General features: G+C 73.5%; 17 protein-coding genes and 1 riboswitch. Of the genes, 3 read left to right on the top strand and 14 right to left on the bottom strand.

The genetic code is table 11. The annotated features are described in order from the left end of the window. Positions 1-226: 226 nt before the first annotated feature. The 5 genes from ACO06A_RS09555 to gcvP form a co-directional block, all read right to left on the bottom strand. Entirely contained in the window at positions 227-652 is a 426-nt protein-coding gene (locus ACO06A_RS09555; protein ID WP_175347020.1) for a (deoxy)nucleoside triphosphate pyrophosphohydrolase, read from the bottom strand. Positions 653-731: 79 nt separating this feature from the next. Then, a complete protein-coding gene (locus ACO06A_RS09550; protein WP_175347019.1) occupies positions 732-965 on the bottom strand; it encodes a helix-turn-helix domain-containing protein in 234 nt (77 codons plus the stop codon). 286 nt (positions 966-1,251) lie between these two features. Beyond that, entirely contained in the window at positions 1,252-1,626 is a 375-nt protein-coding gene (gene gcvH / locus ACO06A_RS09545) for a glycine cleavage system protein GcvH (RefSeq protein WP_175347018.1), read from the bottom strand. Between the two features lie 35 nt (positions 1,627-1,661). Beyond that, on the bottom strand, positions 1,662-2,816 hold the full coding sequence (gene gcvT / locus ACO06A_RS09540; protein WP_421735771.1) for a glycine cleavage system aminomethyltransferase GcvT: 1,155 nt from the start codon (positions 2,814-2,816) through the stop codon (positions 1,662-1,664). After that, positions 2,813-5,719 (bottom strand): aminomethyl-transferring glycine dehydrogenase, encoded by a 2,907-nt coding sequence (gcvP, locus tag ACO06A_RS09535; RefSeq protein WP_421736043.1) that lies wholly within the window; start codon positions 5,717-5,719, stop codon positions 2,813-2,815. Before gcvP ends, gcvT begins: the two co-directional genes overlap by 4 nt. A 277-nt stretch (positions 5,720-5,996) precedes the next feature. Then, a riboswitch (glycine riboswitch) is annotated at positions 5,997-6,092 on the bottom strand. A 95-nt stretch (positions 6,093-6,187) separates the two neighbouring features. Between gcvP and ACO06A_RS09530 the strand changes: the two genes are divergently transcribed. Genes ACO06A_RS09530 through moaA form a run of 3 tightly spaced genes read left to right on the top strand, consistent with a single transcriptional unit; the run spans position 6,188 to position 8,183 of the window. Further along, positions 6,188-6,682: a MogA/MoaB family molybdenum cofactor biosynthesis protein gene (locus ACO06A_RS09530; protein ID WP_421735770.1), complete on the top strand. Its 495-nt coding sequence runs from the start codon at positions 6,188-6,190 to the stop codon at positions 6,680-6,682. Further along, the gene (locus ACO06A_RS09525; RefSeq protein ID WP_421735769.1) at positions 6,679-7,092 is read left to right on the top strand and encodes a molybdenum cofactor biosynthesis protein MoaE; all 414 of its coding nucleotides are present in this window, start codon (positions 6,679-6,681) and stop codon (positions 7,090-7,092) included. The genes ACO06A_RS09530 and ACO06A_RS09525 overlap by 4 nt, the downstream gene beginning before the upstream one ends. Beyond that, positions 7,089-8,183: a GTP 3',8-cyclase MoaA gene (moaA, locus tag ACO06A_RS09520; RefSeq protein ID WP_421735768.1), complete on the top strand. Its 1,095-nt coding sequence runs from the start codon at positions 7,089-7,091 to the stop codon at positions 8,181-8,183. Before ACO06A_RS09525 ends, moaA begins: the two co-directional genes overlap by 4 nt. Positions 8,184-8,335: 152 nt before the next feature. Here moaA and ACO06A_RS09515 read toward each other — a convergent pair whose 3' ends face one another. From ACO06A_RS09515 to ACO06A_RS09475, 9 genes are read right to left on the bottom strand one after another with little or no spacing between them, the layout of a single operon-like run. Next, positions 8,336-8,572: a MoaD/ThiS family protein gene (locus ACO06A_RS09515; protein ID WP_421735767.1), complete on the bottom strand. Its 237-nt coding sequence runs from the start codon at positions 8,570-8,572 to the stop codon at positions 8,336-8,338. Further along, positions 8,569-8,829 (bottom strand): DUF6457 domain-containing protein, encoded by a 261-nt coding sequence (locus ACO06A_RS09510; protein ID WP_421735766.1) that lies wholly within the window; start codon positions 8,827-8,829, stop codon positions 8,569-8,571. Before ACO06A_RS09510 ends, ACO06A_RS09515 begins: the two co-directional genes overlap by 4 nt. Then, positions 8,826-9,440, bottom strand: a complete 615-nt coding sequence (gene mobA / locus ACO06A_RS09505; RefSeq protein ID WP_421735765.1) for a molybdenum cofactor guanylyltransferase — start codon at positions 9,438-9,440, stop codon at positions 8,826-8,828. Before mobA ends, ACO06A_RS09510 begins: the two co-directional genes overlap by 4 nt. Then, on the bottom strand, positions 9,437-9,913 hold the full coding sequence (gene moaC / locus ACO06A_RS09500) for a cyclic pyranopterin monophosphate synthase MoaC (protein WP_421735764.1): 477 nt from the start codon (positions 9,911-9,913) through the stop codon (positions 9,437-9,439). The genes mobA and moaC overlap by 4 nt, the downstream gene beginning before the upstream one ends. Next, positions 9,910-11,106, bottom strand: coding sequence for a gephyrin-like molybdotransferase Glp (gene glp / locus ACO06A_RS09495; RefSeq protein ID WP_421735763.1), 1,197 nt, complete (start codon positions 11,104-11,106; stop codon positions 9,910-9,912). Before glp ends, moaC begins: the two co-directional genes overlap by 4 nt. Positions 11,107-11,108: 2 nt before the next feature. Continuing rightward, positions 11,109-12,215: a molybdopterin-synthase adenylyltransferase MoeB gene (gene moeB, locus ACO06A_RS09490; RefSeq protein ID WP_421735762.1), complete on the bottom strand. Its 1,107-nt coding sequence runs from the start codon at positions 12,213-12,215 to the stop codon at positions 11,109-11,111. Positions 12,216-12,224: 9 nt separating this feature from the next. Next, positions 12,225-12,695 carry a hypothetical protein gene (locus tag ACO06A_RS09485; protein WP_421735761.1) on the bottom strand — a complete coding sequence of 157 codons (471 nt, stop codon included), beginning with the start codon at positions 12,693-12,695 and terminating at the stop codon, positions 12,225-12,227. After that, on the bottom strand, positions 12,692-13,750 hold the full coding sequence (locus ACO06A_RS09480) for a lactate/malate family dehydrogenase (protein WP_421735760.1): 1,059 nt from the start codon (positions 13,748-13,750) through the stop codon (positions 12,692-12,694). Before ACO06A_RS09480 ends, ACO06A_RS09485 begins: the two co-directional genes overlap by 4 nt. A gap of 24 nt (positions 13,751-13,774) precedes the next feature. After that, positions 13,775-14,938 carry an aminotransferase class I/II-fold pyridoxal phosphate-dependent enzyme gene (locus ACO06A_RS09475; protein ID WP_421735759.1) on the bottom strand — a complete coding sequence of 388 codons (1,164 nt, stop codon included), beginning with the start codon at positions 14,936-14,938 and terminating at the stop codon, positions 13,775-13,777. Positions 14,939-14,988 lie beyond the last annotated feature (50 nt).

The following is a 14,988-nucleotide window of genomic DNA, read 5'->3' as shown; positions in this document are numbered from 1 at the left end:
GAGCAGGGCCGTACAACGACGTAATGGGAGATCGACATGGTGAAGTGCGACGAGTGCAACTCCGCCGTGCAGGTGTGCGAGCGGTGTGATGGCGCCGGTCGCAAGCGCTGGTCCGGTGAGTGCAGCTACTGCCGTGGCACCGGCCAGACGTGCATGGCGAACGCCAACCACCGCTGGTGATCTGACCAGCGCACCCACCACCGGAGGGGGCAGGGCACGACCGGTCTCAGCCGAGACGGACCGTCAGGCTCGCCAGCCTGTCGACGATGCGCACGTCCGCGTCGAGCCACGGCACGTCGTGCCACTGGTGCGCCGCAAGCCACCGCAGCTCGTCGTGCTCGACGAGCGGCTCCGGCGTGCCCTCGACCACCTCAGCGAACCAGATGCGCATCACGTACTCGTCGGAGAGACGCCACAGCCCGTCGTCGGGGCCGACGAGCTCGTCGCCGAGGCCGATCCGCACACCGAGCTCCTCGCGGATCTCCCGGTGCAGGGCGTCCTCGGGCGACTCGTCCCCGTCCACCTTGCCGCCGGGGAACTCCCAGCGGCCCGCCAGCCGCGCCGGCACAGCCCGGCGCGCGGCCAACAGCTCACGAGGGTCGTCGAGGTCGTCCACGATCGCAGCGGCGACGACGAGCACGGGTGAGGTCATGCGGTGAGTCTGCCAGTCCCGCGTGACGCGGGGTCGGCGACCGCGGGACGGCCCGGTGGCTTGAGCCGTCCGATCACGATCAGCGGATGCCGTGCGCGACGGCCCAGGCGACGGCCTCGGCGCGCGTCGAGGCACCGATCTTGCGGTACACGCTGCGGACCTGCGACTTCACGGTGTTCCGCGTCACGAAGAGGCGCGTCGCGATCTCCTCCAGGGTGACGTCCTCGGCGAGCTCCGCCAGCACGACACGCTCGCGGCGCGTGAGGGCGTCGTTCACGACACTGACGGACCTGCTCGTCTCCAACATGCTCATGATGTTCCTCCGGTGTGCTGCGTGGATCCGGGGGGTCCGGCTCACGCTCTGGGCTGCGTACCGGATGAGAGAGGGCTGGTCGTGAGCCATGACGCCACTTCCAGCAATCTCGTCATGCGCGGGTTCCCCCCCGCCATGCGCCCGATCGCGCTTGCCACCCACAATGAACGTCGACTGCTGCGTCAGATACGCCGAACGCGTGAGGATCCGCGGGTTTTCACCCAGACGGCTGACGCGCGAGCGAGCGCGTGTGACATCTGTGTAACGGTGGTGATTCGTCCTGGGTTCAGCCCGCGTTCTGAGCTGTGTACTCCGTGGCAGTCAGCAGCGGCCCGGTCGACGAGACATCGACCTTCAGCAGCCAGCCCTGTCCGTAGGGGTCGGAGTTGACGACCGACGGGTCGTCGACGGCGGCCTGGTTCACCTCGACGACCGTGCCAGAGACCGGCGAGTAGAGCTCCGAGACCGACTTGGTCGACTCGATCTCGCCGACGACCGCGCCGGCGGTGATCTCCTCACCCACAGCGGGGAGCTCGAGGTAGACGATGTCGCCGAGCGCGTCAGCCGCGATCCCGGTGATGCCGACGGTCGCCGGGGCGCCGTCATCCAGCCATTCGTGCTCGACCGTGTAGTGCAGGTGGGTGGGCAGCTCCGCTGTCATGTGCCTGGCTCCTGTCGACATCTCTAGGGCTTGGTCTACCGGGGTCGGCGGTAGAAGGGAAGAGCGACCACCCTGACGGGTTCGTGGCGCCCGCGCACGTCAACCGCGAGCTCTGTGCCTGGGGCACTCACCTCGGGGGTCACGTAGGCCATCGCCACCGGATGTCCGAGGGTCGGCGAGGGCGCTCCGGACGTGACGGTACCGACCGTCGAGGCGTCCGCAGCGGTGGAGTGCTTCACGGGATAGCCGTGTCGGGCGGCCCGGCGACCGAGCCCCTCGAGCCCCACCAGCACGCGGGCCGGCTCCGACTGTCCGCGGGCCTCGAGCGCGGCGCGGCCGACGAACGGCAGCGGGTTGCCGTCGGCGTCGACCTTGTCGAGCTTGACCACGCGGCCGAGGCCGGCGTCGTGGGGGGTGGTCGTCCGGTCGAGCTCGTTGCCGTACAGCGGCATGCCGGCCTCCAGGCGGAGGCTGTCGCGCGCGGACAGGCCGGCGGGCACCAGCCCGAACGGCTCGCCGGCCACGAGGAACGCCTGCCACAGGGCGGGGGCGAGCTCGGCGGCGAGGAAGAACTCGAAGCCGTCCTCGCCGGTGTAGCCGGTGCGCGCGACGAGGACCGGCTCGCCCCGGAAGGTCATGGGCATCGCGGCGTAGTACTTCAGCGTCTCGGCGTCGTGACCGGCCTCGGCCAGACCCTCGGTCGCCCGCAGGATCTCCAGGGCACGCGGGCCCTGGACCGCGATCAGGGCGGTCTGCGGGGAGCGGTCCTCGACGGTCACGTCGAAGCCCGCGGTGCGCTCGGCGAACGCAGCCAGCACGGTGTCGTGGTTGGACGCGTTGGCGACGACCAGGAACGTGTCCTCGGTGTCCCGGTAGACGATGAGGTCGTCGACGACGCCCCCGTCCTCCGCGCAGATCATGGTGTAGCGGGCGCCCAGCAGCTTCAGCGTGGACAGGTTGCCGACGAGGGCATAGTCGAGGAACCGCGCGGCGTCCGGTCCCGTCACCCCGATCTCGCCCATGTGCGACAGGTCGAACAGCCCCGCCGCGGTGCGGACCGCGGTGTGCTCGGCGATGTCCGACGAGTAGCGCAACGGCATCTGCCAGCCCGCGAAGCTGGTGAGGGCGGCGCCCAGGGCGACGTGCTCGGCGTGCAGGGGGCTCAGGGTGTCCATGCTCTCGTCCCTCATGCTGTTCCTTCGGAGTAAGCCTCGATGGGCGGGCACGAGCAGACCAGGTTCCGGTCGCCGTGCGCGCCGTCGATCCGGCGGACCGGCGGCCAGTACTTGCCCTCGCGCAGGGCGGCGACGGGGAACGCGGCGAGCTCGCGGTCGTACGCGTGGTCCCAGCTGTTCGCGCTGAGCGCGGCGGCCGTGTGCGGAGCGTTGCGCAGCGGGGAGTCGGCGAGGGGCCACCGACCGGCTGTGCCGACGATGACATCGTCGATCTCGCTCCTGATCGAGACCAGGGCGTCGACGAACCGGTCCAGCTCGGCCAGGTCCTCGCTCTCGGTGGGCTCCACCATGAGCGTGCCGGGCACCGGGAAGGACAGGGTCGGGGCGTGGAAGCCGTAGTCCATCAGGCGCTTGGCCACGTCCTCGGCGGTCACCCCGGTGTCCTTGGTGATGTCCCGCAGGTCGAGGATGCACTCGTGCGCCACGAGCCCGTTGGGGCCGGTGTAGAGCACGGGGAAGTGGCCCGACAAGCGCGTGGCCAGGTAGTTCGCCGCCAGGACGGCCGTCTCGGTGGCCGTCTTGAGGCCGTCGGGACCCATGAGCGCGACGTAGGCCCACGAGATCGGGAGTATGCCTGCGGAGCCCCACGGGGCGGCGCTGACCGGGGCGACCGTGTTCGTCGTGGCCGACGCGGGGGTCGGGTCGCCCGGCAGGAACGGGGCCAGGTGTGCCGCGACCGCGACCGGCCCGACGCCCGGGCCGCCGCCGCCGTGCGGGATGCAGAACGTCTTGTGCAGGTTGAGGTGGCTGACGTCGCCACCGATCTCGCCCGGCCGCGCCAGCCCGACGAGCGCGTTGAGGTTGGCTCCGTCGATGTAGACCTGCCCGCCGGCCTCGTGCACGAGGTCGCAGACGGTGCGGACACCCTCCTCGTAGACGCCGTGCGTCGAGGGGTAGGTGATCATGATCGCCGCGACCTTCGGGCCGTGCTGCTCCAGCTTGGCGCGCAGGTCGGCCAGGTCGATCGAGCCGTCGTCGGCCGTCGCGACGACCACCACGCGCATGCCCGCGAGCGCCGCCGACGCCGCGTTGGTGCCGTGCGCCGACGCGGGGATCAGGCAGACGTCGCGCTGGTCGCCGCGGGACGCGTGGTACCCGTGGATGGCCAGCAGCCCGGCGAGCTCGCCCTGGCTGCCCGCGTTCGGCTGCACCGACACCGCGGCGTACCCGGTGATCTCGGCCAGCCAGTCCTGCAGCTCGGTGACCAGCTCCGCGTAGCCCTCGGTCTGGTCCGTGGGGGCGTACGGGTGGATGGTGGCGAACTCCGGCCAGGAGATGGGCTCCATCTCCGCCGTGGCGTTGAGCTTCATGGTGCACGAGCCCAGCGGGATCATCGTGCGGTCCAGGGCCAGGTCCTTGTCCGAGAGGCGGCGCAGGTAGCGCAGCATCGCGGTCTCGGAGCGGTGCAGGTGGAAGACGGGGTGCTGGAGGTAGGCGCTCGTGCGACGGAGGTCCGCCGGGAGCGCGTTGCTGGCGCCGGCCCCGGAGAACCCGAACGCGTAGGCGCCGTCCTCGGCCTCCAGAGTCGTCGTACCGGCCGCGGCGAACGCGAGCACGATCCGGAGGACGTGGTCGTCGGTGGTGCGCTCGTCGGCGGCGATCTGCACGTGGTCGTCGTCCGGCGCCCACAGGTTCACCCCGGCCGCCGCGGCCTGCGCGACGACCTCGCGGGCCTTGCCGGCGACGACGGTGCGGACCGTGTCGAAGAACGTGTCGTGCTCGACCGTGACACCGACGCCGGTGAGGAGCTCGGCCAGACCGGCGGCGTGCGCGTGCACCCGCTCGCCGATCGCCCGCAGGCCGTCAGGCCCGTGGTAGACCGCGTACATCGACGCGACGATCGCCAGCAGCGCCTGCGCGGTGCAGATGTTGCTCGTCGCCTTCTCGCGGCGGATGTGCTGCTCGCGCGTCTGCAGGGCGAGGCGGTAGGCGCGGGCACCGTCGGCGTCGATGGAGACGCCCACGAGCCGGCCGGGCAGCATGCGCTCCAGACCGTTCCGCACGGCCATGAACGCGGCGTGCGGGCCACCGCCGAACAGCGGGACGCCGAAGCGCTGGGCGGAGCCGACCGACACGTCGGCGCCGAGCTCGCCGGGGGAGGTCAGCAGGGTGAGCGCGAGCAGGTCGGCGGCGACCGTGACCAGGCCGCCGCGCGCCTTGGTGTCCTCGATGATCGGGCGCAGGTCGCGTACGCGGCCCGACGCACCGACCTGCTGGACGACGACGCCGATGAGGTCGCCCTCGATCTCCGGCAGCCCGTCCGTGAGGTCCGCGACCACGACCGGCAGGCCGATGGCCTCCGCGCGGCCGAGCGTGACGGCGAGCGACTGGCCGAACAGGTCGGCGTCGAGCACGACGGTTCCGGCCTTGCCGCGGGCCGCGCGCCACATCAGCGCGACCGCCTCGGCGACCGCGGTGGCCTCGTCGAGGAGCGACGCGTTGGCCAGGTCGAGGCCGGTGAGGTCGGTGACCATCGTCTGGAAGTTGAGCAGCGCCTCGAGGCGGCCCTGCGAGATCTCCGGCTGGTACGGGGTGTAGGCGGTGTACCAGGCGGGCGACTCGAGCACGTTCCGGCGGATGACCGCGGGGGTGATGGTGTCGGAGTAGCCCTGACCGATCATCTGCGTCATCACGCGGTTCTTGCCGGCGATCGTGCGCAGCGCGGCGAGGACCTCCTCCTCGGAGCGTGCGGCGGGCAGGTCCAGCGGGCGGTCCGTGCGGATGCTCGCGGGGACGGCGGCGTCGACCAGCTCGTCGAGCGAGTGGTAGCCGACGACCGAGAGCATGTGGGCGGTCTCGCCGCCGCGGGGGCCGATGTGGCGGTCGGCGAAGACCTCGGCGGCAGGCGTGTGCTCGATGCTGGTGAACGCGACGACGTCGTGGGACTCGTCGAGGTGGAGGGCAGGGACACCGTTCACGACGGCGTCGTGCAACTGGCTCAGATCGGTCACGGGCTGCTCCGCAAGGTCGTCCGGACGTGCCGGGACGGTGGGTGGGCTCCCCGCTCTGTCACCTGCACCGTGCGTAGGCACGTGCAGACCTGAGAGTTTTGCCGGTCCGCCTGTCGGGGCGCGCCGGCTTGCACCGTCGGTGGGACCTCGCCCTCGCAAGGGTCGGTCCGCTTTCCAGAGTTGCCTCGCCGTGGCGGTACAGGGGCCTGAGAGATTCCCGGGGAGGGTTGCTCCTTCGGCGCCCCGCAACCTTCTGCGGGAGCTCTCCCGCCGCGGTTCGAGCAGCGTGTGAAGTTGTGTGGTCAGCGTACCGGGCGATGTCCAGGAGGCAGGCCGACCGTCCACGGATGGGGGTCGCGTGCGTAGATTGGCCCGGTGCAGACGCCCACGTCACCCCTGGCTGCGGTGATCGTCGTGTCCGACCGGTCCGCCGCCGGCGAGCGCGAGGACAGGTCCGGGCCGGTGGCCGTGGACAAGCTGTTCACCGCCGGCTTCGCGGTGGACGCCGTGGCGGTGGTGCCGGACGGTGCCGAGTCCGTCGAGCGGGCGCTGCGCGGCGCACTCCAGGGCGGCGCGCGGTTCGTCGTGACGTCGGGCGGGACTGGCGTCGGGCCGCGCGACCGGACCCCCGAGGGCACCCGGCCGGTGCTCGACCGCGAGCTGCCCGGGATCGCCGAGCTGCTCCGGCGCGAGGGTGCGACGACCGTTCCCACCGCAGTCCTCTCGCGTGGCATCGCCGGCGTGACCGAGGGCGGCGCGCTCGTCGTGAACCTGCCCGGCTCGCCGACCGGTGTGGCCGACGGGCTCGACGTGCTGCTGCCGCTGGTCGACCACCTCCTCGACCAGCTCACCGGAGGAGACCACTCGTGATCGCCCAGGTGCTCGATCAGCCGCTCGACCTGCAGTTTCACGTGGAACATGTGAGCGATCCGCGCGCGGGGGCCGTGGCGACGTTCGTCGGGCTGGTGCGGGATCACGACCCGTCGGTCGCGGGCCGCGTGGTGGGGCTCGACTACACCGCGCACCCGAGCGCGCAGGACGTCCTGGCGCGGATCGCGCAGGCGGCCCTGACCGACGACGTGCTGGGCATCGCCGTGAGCCACCGTGTCGGGCACCTGGCGGTCGGGGAGGCCGCGATCGTCGCGGCGGTCTCGACCGCGCACCGGGCCGAGGCGTTCGAGGTGTGCCGCGCGCTCGTCGAGACCGTCAAGGCCGAGCTGCCGGTGTGGAAGCGTGAGGTGCTCGAGGACGGGTCGCACGTGTGGGTGGGGATGTCATGAGCGAGCAGCTGGTGGACCGGTTCGGGCGCGTGCACCGCGACCTGAGGATCTCGCTGACCGACCGGTGCTCGCTGCGCTGCACCTACTGCATGCCCGCGGAGGGTGTCCCGTGGCTCGCGCGGAGCACCATGCTCAGCACCGAGGAGATCGTGCACGTCGCGCGCGTCGGGGTCTCCCTGGGCATCACGGAGATCCGGCTGACCGGCGGCGAGCCGCTGCTGCGCGTGGACATCGTCGACGTCGTCCGTCGGCTGACCGCCCTGACCGGCCCCGCCGGCAGCCCCGAGGTGTCGCTGACGACGAACGCGCTGCGCCTGCCCGGGCTCGCTTCCGACCTCAAGGATGCCGGGCTGTCCCGCGTGAACATCAGCCTGGACACGCTCGACCGCGCGAAGTTCCTGGAGCTGACGCGCCGCGACAAGCTGGTGGAGACGCTCGCCGGGATCGCCGCCGCGGACGCCGCAGGGCTGCACCCCGTGAAGATCAACGCGGTGGCCATGCGCGGGGTGAACGACGACGAAGTGGTCGCCCTGACGCGGTTCGCCGTGGAGCGCGGCTACCAGATGCGGTTCATCGAGCAGATGCCGCTCGACGCCGGCCACACGTGGGACCGCGCGGAGATGGTGACGCAGGCGGAGATCCTGGCGCGGCTGCGCGCGGAGTTCACGCTCGAGGAGGTGCCCGGCCGCGGCGCGGCGCCCGCGGAGCTCTGGACGGTGGACGGCGGACCCGGCACGGTCGGGGTCATCGCGTCGGTCACCGCACCCTTCTGCGGCGCCTGCGACCGGCTGCGCCTCACCGCCGACGGGCAGCTGCGGGCGTGCCTGTTCTCGCAGACGGAGACGAACGTGCGGGACCTGCTGCGCGGCGAGTCGGCCGAGCCCGACGCCGCGGCGCTCGGGATCGGACCCGGTCAGGCCGTGCGGATCGGCACGGACGCCCCTGCCCGGCCCGCCCCGGTGGCCGCCGACGTCGACACCGCGCTGGCCGACGCGTACCGGCGGTGCCTGGCGGGCAAGAAGGCCGGGCACGACATCGACGACCCGAGCTTCCTGCAGCCGGACCGCCCGATGAGCGCGATCGGCGGCTGACAGGGTCGAGCGCTCGTCGCGGCTCGCGTCCGCGCGTTCGCGTGAAGACTTCGTTGCGCCTGGGGGAACGAAGTCTTCACGCGAACGCCCGTGGCCGCCGACGTGCTCGTGTCGCGGCGCTCCGTCGCTGCCGGGCGGCACGTCGCAGCGGGTCAGCCGCCGGCGAACGGGGGCAGCACGTCCAGAGTCGCGCCGGCGGGGACCGGGTCGTCGGCCTCGACCCGCGTGCCGTCCGCGAGCAGCGCGCACCGGCCGAGCACCCGGTCCAGTGCGGTCCCGTGCAGGCCCACCATCGCGGCCCTGACCTGGGCAGCGGTGCCCGCGGGCAGCTGCTCGGTGTCCACCCCGGCGGCCTCCGCGGCAGCGGCGAAGTAGCGGACGGTGATCACTGCTCGGCGGTCCAGGCGGCGGCCTCGGCCTCGATCCGCGCGAGGATCGGCGCCGGGTCGGTCCCTGCGGCGGCCAGACCCGCGATGAACATCGTGATCGGGACGGCCGGCCGGGCCACCTGGTGGGCGACGTCGGCGGCGACGCCGAGGATCCGGTCGGTGTCCACGATCGTGGGGTCGACGCCCAGTGCGGCGGTCAGGTTCTCGATCCAGGCGGGCAGGTCGGCGCCGGGCGCGCGGCGGGGGTCGTCGGTCATGGCTCGATCCTGTCACTGAGCGCTGCGTCGAGGCGTTCCACGTCGGCCCAGGTGTCCGCGTCGGCGGTCGCACCCTGCTCGTCCGGGACGTCCACCAGGTGCAGGCCCCCGACGAGCCTGTGCACCGCGGCACCGTGCAGGTCCGGCAGCGCGTCGAGCGCCGACCTCAGGGCCGTCCGGCGGTAGACGGCCACGAGGTGCTGCGGTCGACCCTCGGCACCGACCATCCGCGCGCCGTCCGCACCCCCGACGGCGGCGAGCAGCGCGGGCAGGACGCGGCCGGCGCCGGGTACGTCGCACGCGAGAACGACCACCAGCTCGGGGCCGTCGTCGCGCAGGTGCGCGACCCCGGCGCCGATCCCCGCCACCGGGCCGCCGTCCGGCGGGTCCTCCAGCACGGTCACGACCCCCGGCCGCGCGACGTCCGGCGGCCCGACGACGACGACCTGCGCCGCGCCCGCCACGGCCGCGAGCGCATGGTCGAGCAGCGCGGTCCCGCCCACCTCGACCTCGGCCTTGCTGACGCCCCCGAGCCGGCGGGCCCGACCGCCGGCCAACACGATCGCATCGAACGTCGGCGGGTCCGTCAGCCCGTGACCGGCGGAGGTCACGCGTCGCGCCGCCAGTCGCCCGAGCGCCCGCCCGACTTCGCCTCCAGCTGCACGTCGGCGATCCGGACGGACTTGTCGAGGCCCTTGACCATGTCGACCACCGCGAGCGCTGCCACGGACACCGCGGTGAGCGCCTCCATCTCGACGCCCGTGCGGTCGGCCGTGCGGACGGTAGCGGTGATCGAGACGCCCTCGTCGGTGATCTCGAGGTCGACCACCACGCCGTGCACGCCGATGACGTGCGCCAGGGGCAGGAGCTCGGGGGTGCGCTTCGCGGCGGCGATGCCGGCGATCCGGGCGACCGCGAGCACGTCCCCCTTCGGCACGGATCCGTCGCGCAACGCCGCGATCACGGAGGGCCCGCACTGGACCCGGCCGCTGGCGGTGGCCTCCCGGACGGTCGGCTGCTTGGCGGTCACGTCGACCATCCGGGCGTGCCCGGCCGCGTCGAGGTGCGTGAACTGCTCGCTCATGGGCTCACCTTCAGGACGGCGACGCGGTCGCCGGCGACGACCGTGTCGATCTCGGCGGGGATGACGGCGAGCCCCTCGGCCAGCGCGAGGCGCGCGACCAGGTGCGAGCCCGAGCCGCGCCCGGTCGCCCGCACGATGCGATCGGGGCCCACCCAGCGCACCGGCATGAGCTGCGCGCGGCCGGGCGGAGTCGTCCAGCCCTCGTCGGCCACCGCGGACATCGACGGACGCTCCACGTCGGCGAGCCCGCGCATGCGCAGGATCGCGGGGCGCACGAACATCTCGAACGACGCGAACGAGCTCACCGGGTTGCCGGGCAGCGTGTAGATCGGGGTGCCGCCGGGGAGCCGTCCCAGGCCCTGCGGCTTGCCGGGCTGCACGGCGACCGCGAGGAACTCGACGCCGGGGTCGTCGGCCAGCGCGGCCTTGACCACGTCGTACGCGCCGACGCTCACGCCGCCGGACGTGACGATCGCGTCGACCGTGCCGTCGAGGTCCGCGAGCACCGACCGCAGGGCGTCGACGTCGTCGGGCGCCGGGCCGATCCGCACGGGCGTGCCACCGGCATCCCGGACCGCGGACGCCAGCAGCCAGGAGTTCGAGTCGGGCAGCTGGCCGCGGCGCAGCGGCGTGCCCGGGGGCACCAGCTCGTCGCCGGTGGAGACGACGGCGACGCGCGGGCGTCGGTGCACGCGCACGGTGGCGAGCCCGAGCGAGGCGACCGCGGCGACGGCGGCCGGTCCGAGCAGCGTGCCCGCCGCGACCACCACGTCGCCGGGTACGGCATCCTCGCCGGCCCGCCGGACGTGCACGCCTGCGGCCGGGGCCTCGCGCACCAGCACGGCGGCGGTCCCGGCATCGGTCAGCTCGACGGGGACGATCGTGTCGGCACCCTCGGGCACCGGGGCGCCCGTCATGATCCGCGCCGCGGTGCCGGGTCCGACCACGGGCTCGTCCGCCGAGCCGGCCGGTAGGTCCGCCACCACACGAAGCGTCGTCGGCAGGTCCACCACGTCGGCCTGCCGGACCGCGTAGCCGTCCATCGCGGAGTTGTCCCAGCGCGGCAGAGGCTCGTCGGTGCGCAGGTCGCCGGCGACGACGAGGCCGTCCGCGTCGTCCAGGAGCACCTCGACGGCGGGCAGGGGCGAGGCCAGCGCGAGGGCTGCCGCGCGGTGCTCGGTGAGGGAGCGCACGGTCAGCTGGCGTCCATCCAGGCGAGGATCCCGCCGTCGACGTTCGAGGCGTCGAAGCCCGCGCCCCGCAGGATCTTCGCCGCCGTGAGCGACCGAGCGCCCACCTGGCAGTGCACGACGATCTCCCGGTCGCGCGGCAGGTCGGCCAGCGCGGTGCCGTCGAACACCGTGCCCAGCGGCACGAGCACCGCGCCAGGGATGGACGCCTGCGCGTGCTCCGCGGGCTCGCGGACGTCGATGAGCAGGAAGTCGTCGGTGCCGGCCTCGCGGGCGGCGAGCCGCCGGACCAGCTCGGGGGCGGTGACGACGGGGACGTCGGACATGGCGGGCTCCTCAGATCTCGGGTGTGGTGTGAGGCGTGCGGCCAGGGGGATCTCGGTCCACCGGCCACGCAGGGCGTCGATGACCAGCACGCGGCCGAGCAGGCTCTCGCCGGTGCCGGTGATGAGCTTGACCACCTCGGTGGCCATGATCGAGCCGACCTGCCCGCAGAGCGCGCCGAGCACGCCGGCCTCGGCGCAGGACGGGACCTCGTCGGGCCCCGGCGGTGAGGGGAACAGGTCGCGCAGCTCCACGCCCTGGCGGCCCCAGAACACGGTGGTCTGCGCGTCGAACCGCAGCACCGAGCCCCACACCTCGGGCAGACCGAGCCGGACGCACGCGTCGTTGACCAGGTAGCGGGTGGGGAAGTTGTCGGTCCCGTCGACGACGACGTCGTAGCCGCGCAGGATCTGGTCGACGTTCTCGCTGGTCAGCCGCGTGCGGTTCGCGACCACGCGGATGTCCGGGTCGAGCGCCGCGACGGCGTCGTGCGCGCTGTCGACCTTCGGCCGGCCCACGTCGGCCGACCGGTGGATGACCTGGCGCTGGAGGTTGCTGACGTCGACCACGTCGTCGTCGACGATCCCGATCGTCCCGACTCCCGCCGCCGCGAGGTACTGGAGCACGGGCGCGCCCAGCCCGCCGGCGCCGACGACGAGCACGCGCGCACTGCGCAGCCGGCGCTGGCCGTCGACACCGAGCTCTGCGAGCAGCAGGTGGCGGGACCCGCGCTCGGTCTGCGCGGGGGTCAGGGGCGGTCCTGGCGGGACCAGGGCGGGCAGGGGCACAGTGCCAACCTATGTCGCGGCGGGCGGCTCGATGACCGTCGCCTCAGACCGGGCTCCCGCGGCGCGCGCCGCGGCGACGACGGCCTCCACGTCCACCAGGGGCCCCTCGATCAGCACCGGCTGGCCCAGCAGCGACGACCCCGACCAGCTGACCGCCGCGTGCTTGGGCGGCCGGAAGTCGACCGTGCGGGGCAGGTGGACCACCGCCGCCGCGCGGACGCCGAGGTCCTCGGCCCGGCGCACGAGCACGCTGCGCACCGCGTCCAGCCGCTCGACACTGCGCACCAGCACGCGCTGACGGCGCTCGCTGGTCCGGAACGTCACGACGACCAGGCCGTCATCCCCCTCGACGTCTCCCGTGGCCAGCGACTCGAAGTTGACGCCGCGCGTGGCGAACACCCCGGCGAGCGCGGCGATGGTCCCGGTCCGGTGGTCGGCGCGGACGAAGGCCACCCAGCGGTCGTCGTCGTCGGAGATCATGCGTGGCCCCCCAGCCACGGCGCGTTCGCCGCGTCGATCCGGTCCGCCACGGCGGTCAGCCTGCGGACCTCGTCGGGGGCAGGCTCGTCCAGCAGCACCCGCGACCACCCCTCCTGCCCGACCACCACCGGGACGCCCAGCACCCCCGTGCGGTCCAGCACCTCGCCAGCGAGCGCCACCTGCCCCGCGACCACGATGTCCCGCCCGTCGAGGATGGTGTCCACCAGGTCGATCGTCGCGCTCGCGGTGCCGGCCGCGGTCTTGGCACCGCTCTGATGCGTCATCCACGGACGCGCGACCACCCGCAGGTCCGGCGGCCAGCTGTCGATGAGCGCGAACGCCTCGCCCATGTCCCGCAGGCCAGCGAGCTGCTCCTTGGCGGACGCGATCTCCGCCCCGAACCCGTCGAGCGACCGCCCGCCGCGCAGCCGGGCCACCGCTCGCCGCCGCTCGTCGACGTCGAGCCCGCTGATCCGCACGGACGACCACAGCGGCACCAGGTCGTCCCCGTGCTGCCCGGCCACGAACCCGGCCACGCGGTGGCGTCGGACCCCGAGCGACACCGCGATCTCCCGGCGGAACCGCAGGGTGTCCAGCCACGCGCCCATCCCGATCACGCGGTGCCGCTTGAGGGCGGAGGCCATCACCGCGACCCCGAGCTCGACCGGGTTGGAGACCACGACGACCACCTCCTGCCCCGAGCCGTACCGGGCCAGGGCGTCCGCGTACGCGGTGAACGCGGCGAGGTTCTGCTCCGCGAGCTGCGCCCGGGTCATCGGCGCACCCGCCGACGCCGGTGCGGTCGCCCCCGCGGCGACCACCACGACGTCGGCCACCACGTCCGCCGGGTCCAGGGCCACGTCCAGCAGCGGTGCGTGCTCGTCGTACGCGTCGATCAGGTCCGCGCGCAGCCCGTGCACCGCGCGTCCGGAGGCGCCGTCGAGCCGGCCGACCAGCTGGAGGCGCGACGTCGTCGGCAGGATCCGCCGCTCCACCAGCTGCGTGCAGATCTGCCGTCCCACATCGCCCGTCGCACCGAGCACCGCCACGTCCATGGCCGTGACTGTAGGTGGCGCGTGTTACGGCAGGGTTCGCTGCCAGGCGACGATGCGGTCCACGGCCTGGCGCACCACGTCCACCGACGACGCGAACGACAACCGCACCCAGTGGTGCCCGTCGACGGGGTCGAAGTCGGTGCCCGGCGTGAGCGCGACACCGGCCTCGTCGAGCAGCCTCGCGCACCAGGTGATCGAGTCCAGTCCGCTCGCGGAGATGTCGGCGTACAGGTAGAACGCCCCGTCCGCGGGGGCGATGCGCGCCCAGCCCAGCTCGGCCAGCCGGTCGAGCAGGTGCGAGCGGGCCGCGGCGTAGCGCTCGACGTTCTCGCGGGCCGCCGCGTACCCGGCGGGGCTGAACGCGGCGACCCCGGCGTGCTGGGCCAGGGCCGGCGGGCAGAGGGCGACGTTGCCGGCCAGCGCGTCGACGGTCGTGATCAGGTCGTCCGGGAGCACCAGCCAGCCCAGGCGCCAGCCCGTCATGGCCCAGTACTTGGAGAACGAGTTCACGACGACGGCGCCGCGGTCCAGGTACCGGGCCGCGGTGGCGGTCGCCTCGGAGCCGTAGGTGATCCCGTGGTAGATCTCGTCGCTGATCAGCCGCACGCCGTTCCTCGCGCACCAGTCGGAGATCGCGGCAAGCTCGTCGGGGTCGATCATCGTGCCGGTCGGGTTGGCCGGGCTGGCGATCACCAGCCCCTCGAGGGGGCCGTCCAGCGCCTCGAGCTGCGCGACGGTCGGCTGGTACCGGGTCTCGGGACCGCAGGGGACCACCACGACGTCGCACCCGAGGGCCGCGAGGATGTTGGCGTACGCCGGGTAGCCGGGGACCGCGAGCGCCACCCGGTCGCCGACGTCGAACGCCGCGAGGAACGCGAGCACGAAGCCGCCCGACGACCCTGTGGTCACGGCGATCTGGCGCGGGGCGAGCACCACGTCGTACGTGTCGAGGTAGTGCTGCGCGATCGCCGCCCTCAGGGCCGGCGCACCCAGCGACTCGGTGTACCCGAGGTCGCCCGAGGTCAGCAGGTCGATCGCGCGCTGCCGCACGACCTCCGAGGCCCCGGTCGACGGCTCGCCCGCGCAGAGGTTCAGCACGTCCTCGCCGGCGGCCCGGCGCGCGTTCGCGGCGGCCAGGATCTCCATCACGGCGAACGGGGGGACGTGGGCGCGGGCGGCAACCTTCATGGGGTCATCGTGACGCACGGGCCCGGCAGCGGCGCCGGACCCGTGCGCCC

Origin of the sequence: Cellulomonas sp. (assembly GCF_965229465.1) — a bacterium.
In the GTDB taxonomy this organism is placed as follows: Bacteria; Actinomycetota; Actinomycetes; order Actinomycetales; family Cellulomonadaceae; genus Cellulomonas.
This window is presented reverse-complemented; position numbering and strand designations above follow the sequence as displayed.

What these genes read in the sequence shown, in the direction of transcription:
- moaA (WP_421735768.1), top strand. Translation starts at nt 7,089, where the DNA reads ATGAGCGAGCAGCTGGTGGACCGGTTCGGGCGCGTGCACCGCGACCTG.
- ACO06A_RS09555 (WP_175347020.1), bottom strand. Translation starts at nt 652, where the DNA reads ATGACCTCACCCGTGCTCGTCGTCGCCGCTGCGATCGTGGACGACCTC.
- ACO06A_RS09550 (WP_175347019.1), bottom strand. Translation starts at nt 965, where the DNA reads ATGAGCATGTTGGAGACGAGCAGGTCCGTCAGTGTCGTGAACGACGCC.
- ACO06A_RS09510 (WP_421735766.1), bottom strand. Translation starts at nt 8,829, where the DNA reads ATGACCGACGACCCCCGCCGCGCGCCCGGCGCCGACCTGCCCGCCTGG.
- gcvH (WP_175347018.1), bottom strand. Translation starts at nt 1,626, where the DNA reads ATGACAGCGGAGCTGCCCACCCACCTGCACTACACGGTCGAGCACGAA.
- ACO06A_RS09480 (WP_421735760.1), bottom strand. Translation starts at nt 13,750, where the DNA reads ATGGACGTGGCGGTGCTCGGTGCGACGGGCGATGTGGGACGGCAGATC.
- gcvT (WP_421735771.1), bottom strand. Translation starts at nt 2,816, where the DNA reads ATGAGGGACGAGAGCATGGACACCCTGAGCCCCCTGCACGCCGAGCAC.
- ACO06A_RS09475 (WP_421735759.1), bottom strand. Translation starts at nt 14,938, where the DNA reads ATGAAGGTTGCCGCCCGCGCCCACGTCCCCCCGTTCGCCGTGATGGAG.
- ACO06A_RS09485 (WP_421735761.1), bottom strand. Translation starts at nt 12,695, where the DNA reads ATGATCTCCGACGACGACGACCGCTGGGTGGCCTTCGTCCGCGCCGAC.
- moaC (WP_421735764.1), bottom strand. Translation starts at nt 9,913, where the DNA reads ATGAGCGAGCAGTTCACGCACCTCGACGCGGCCGGGCACGCCCGGATG.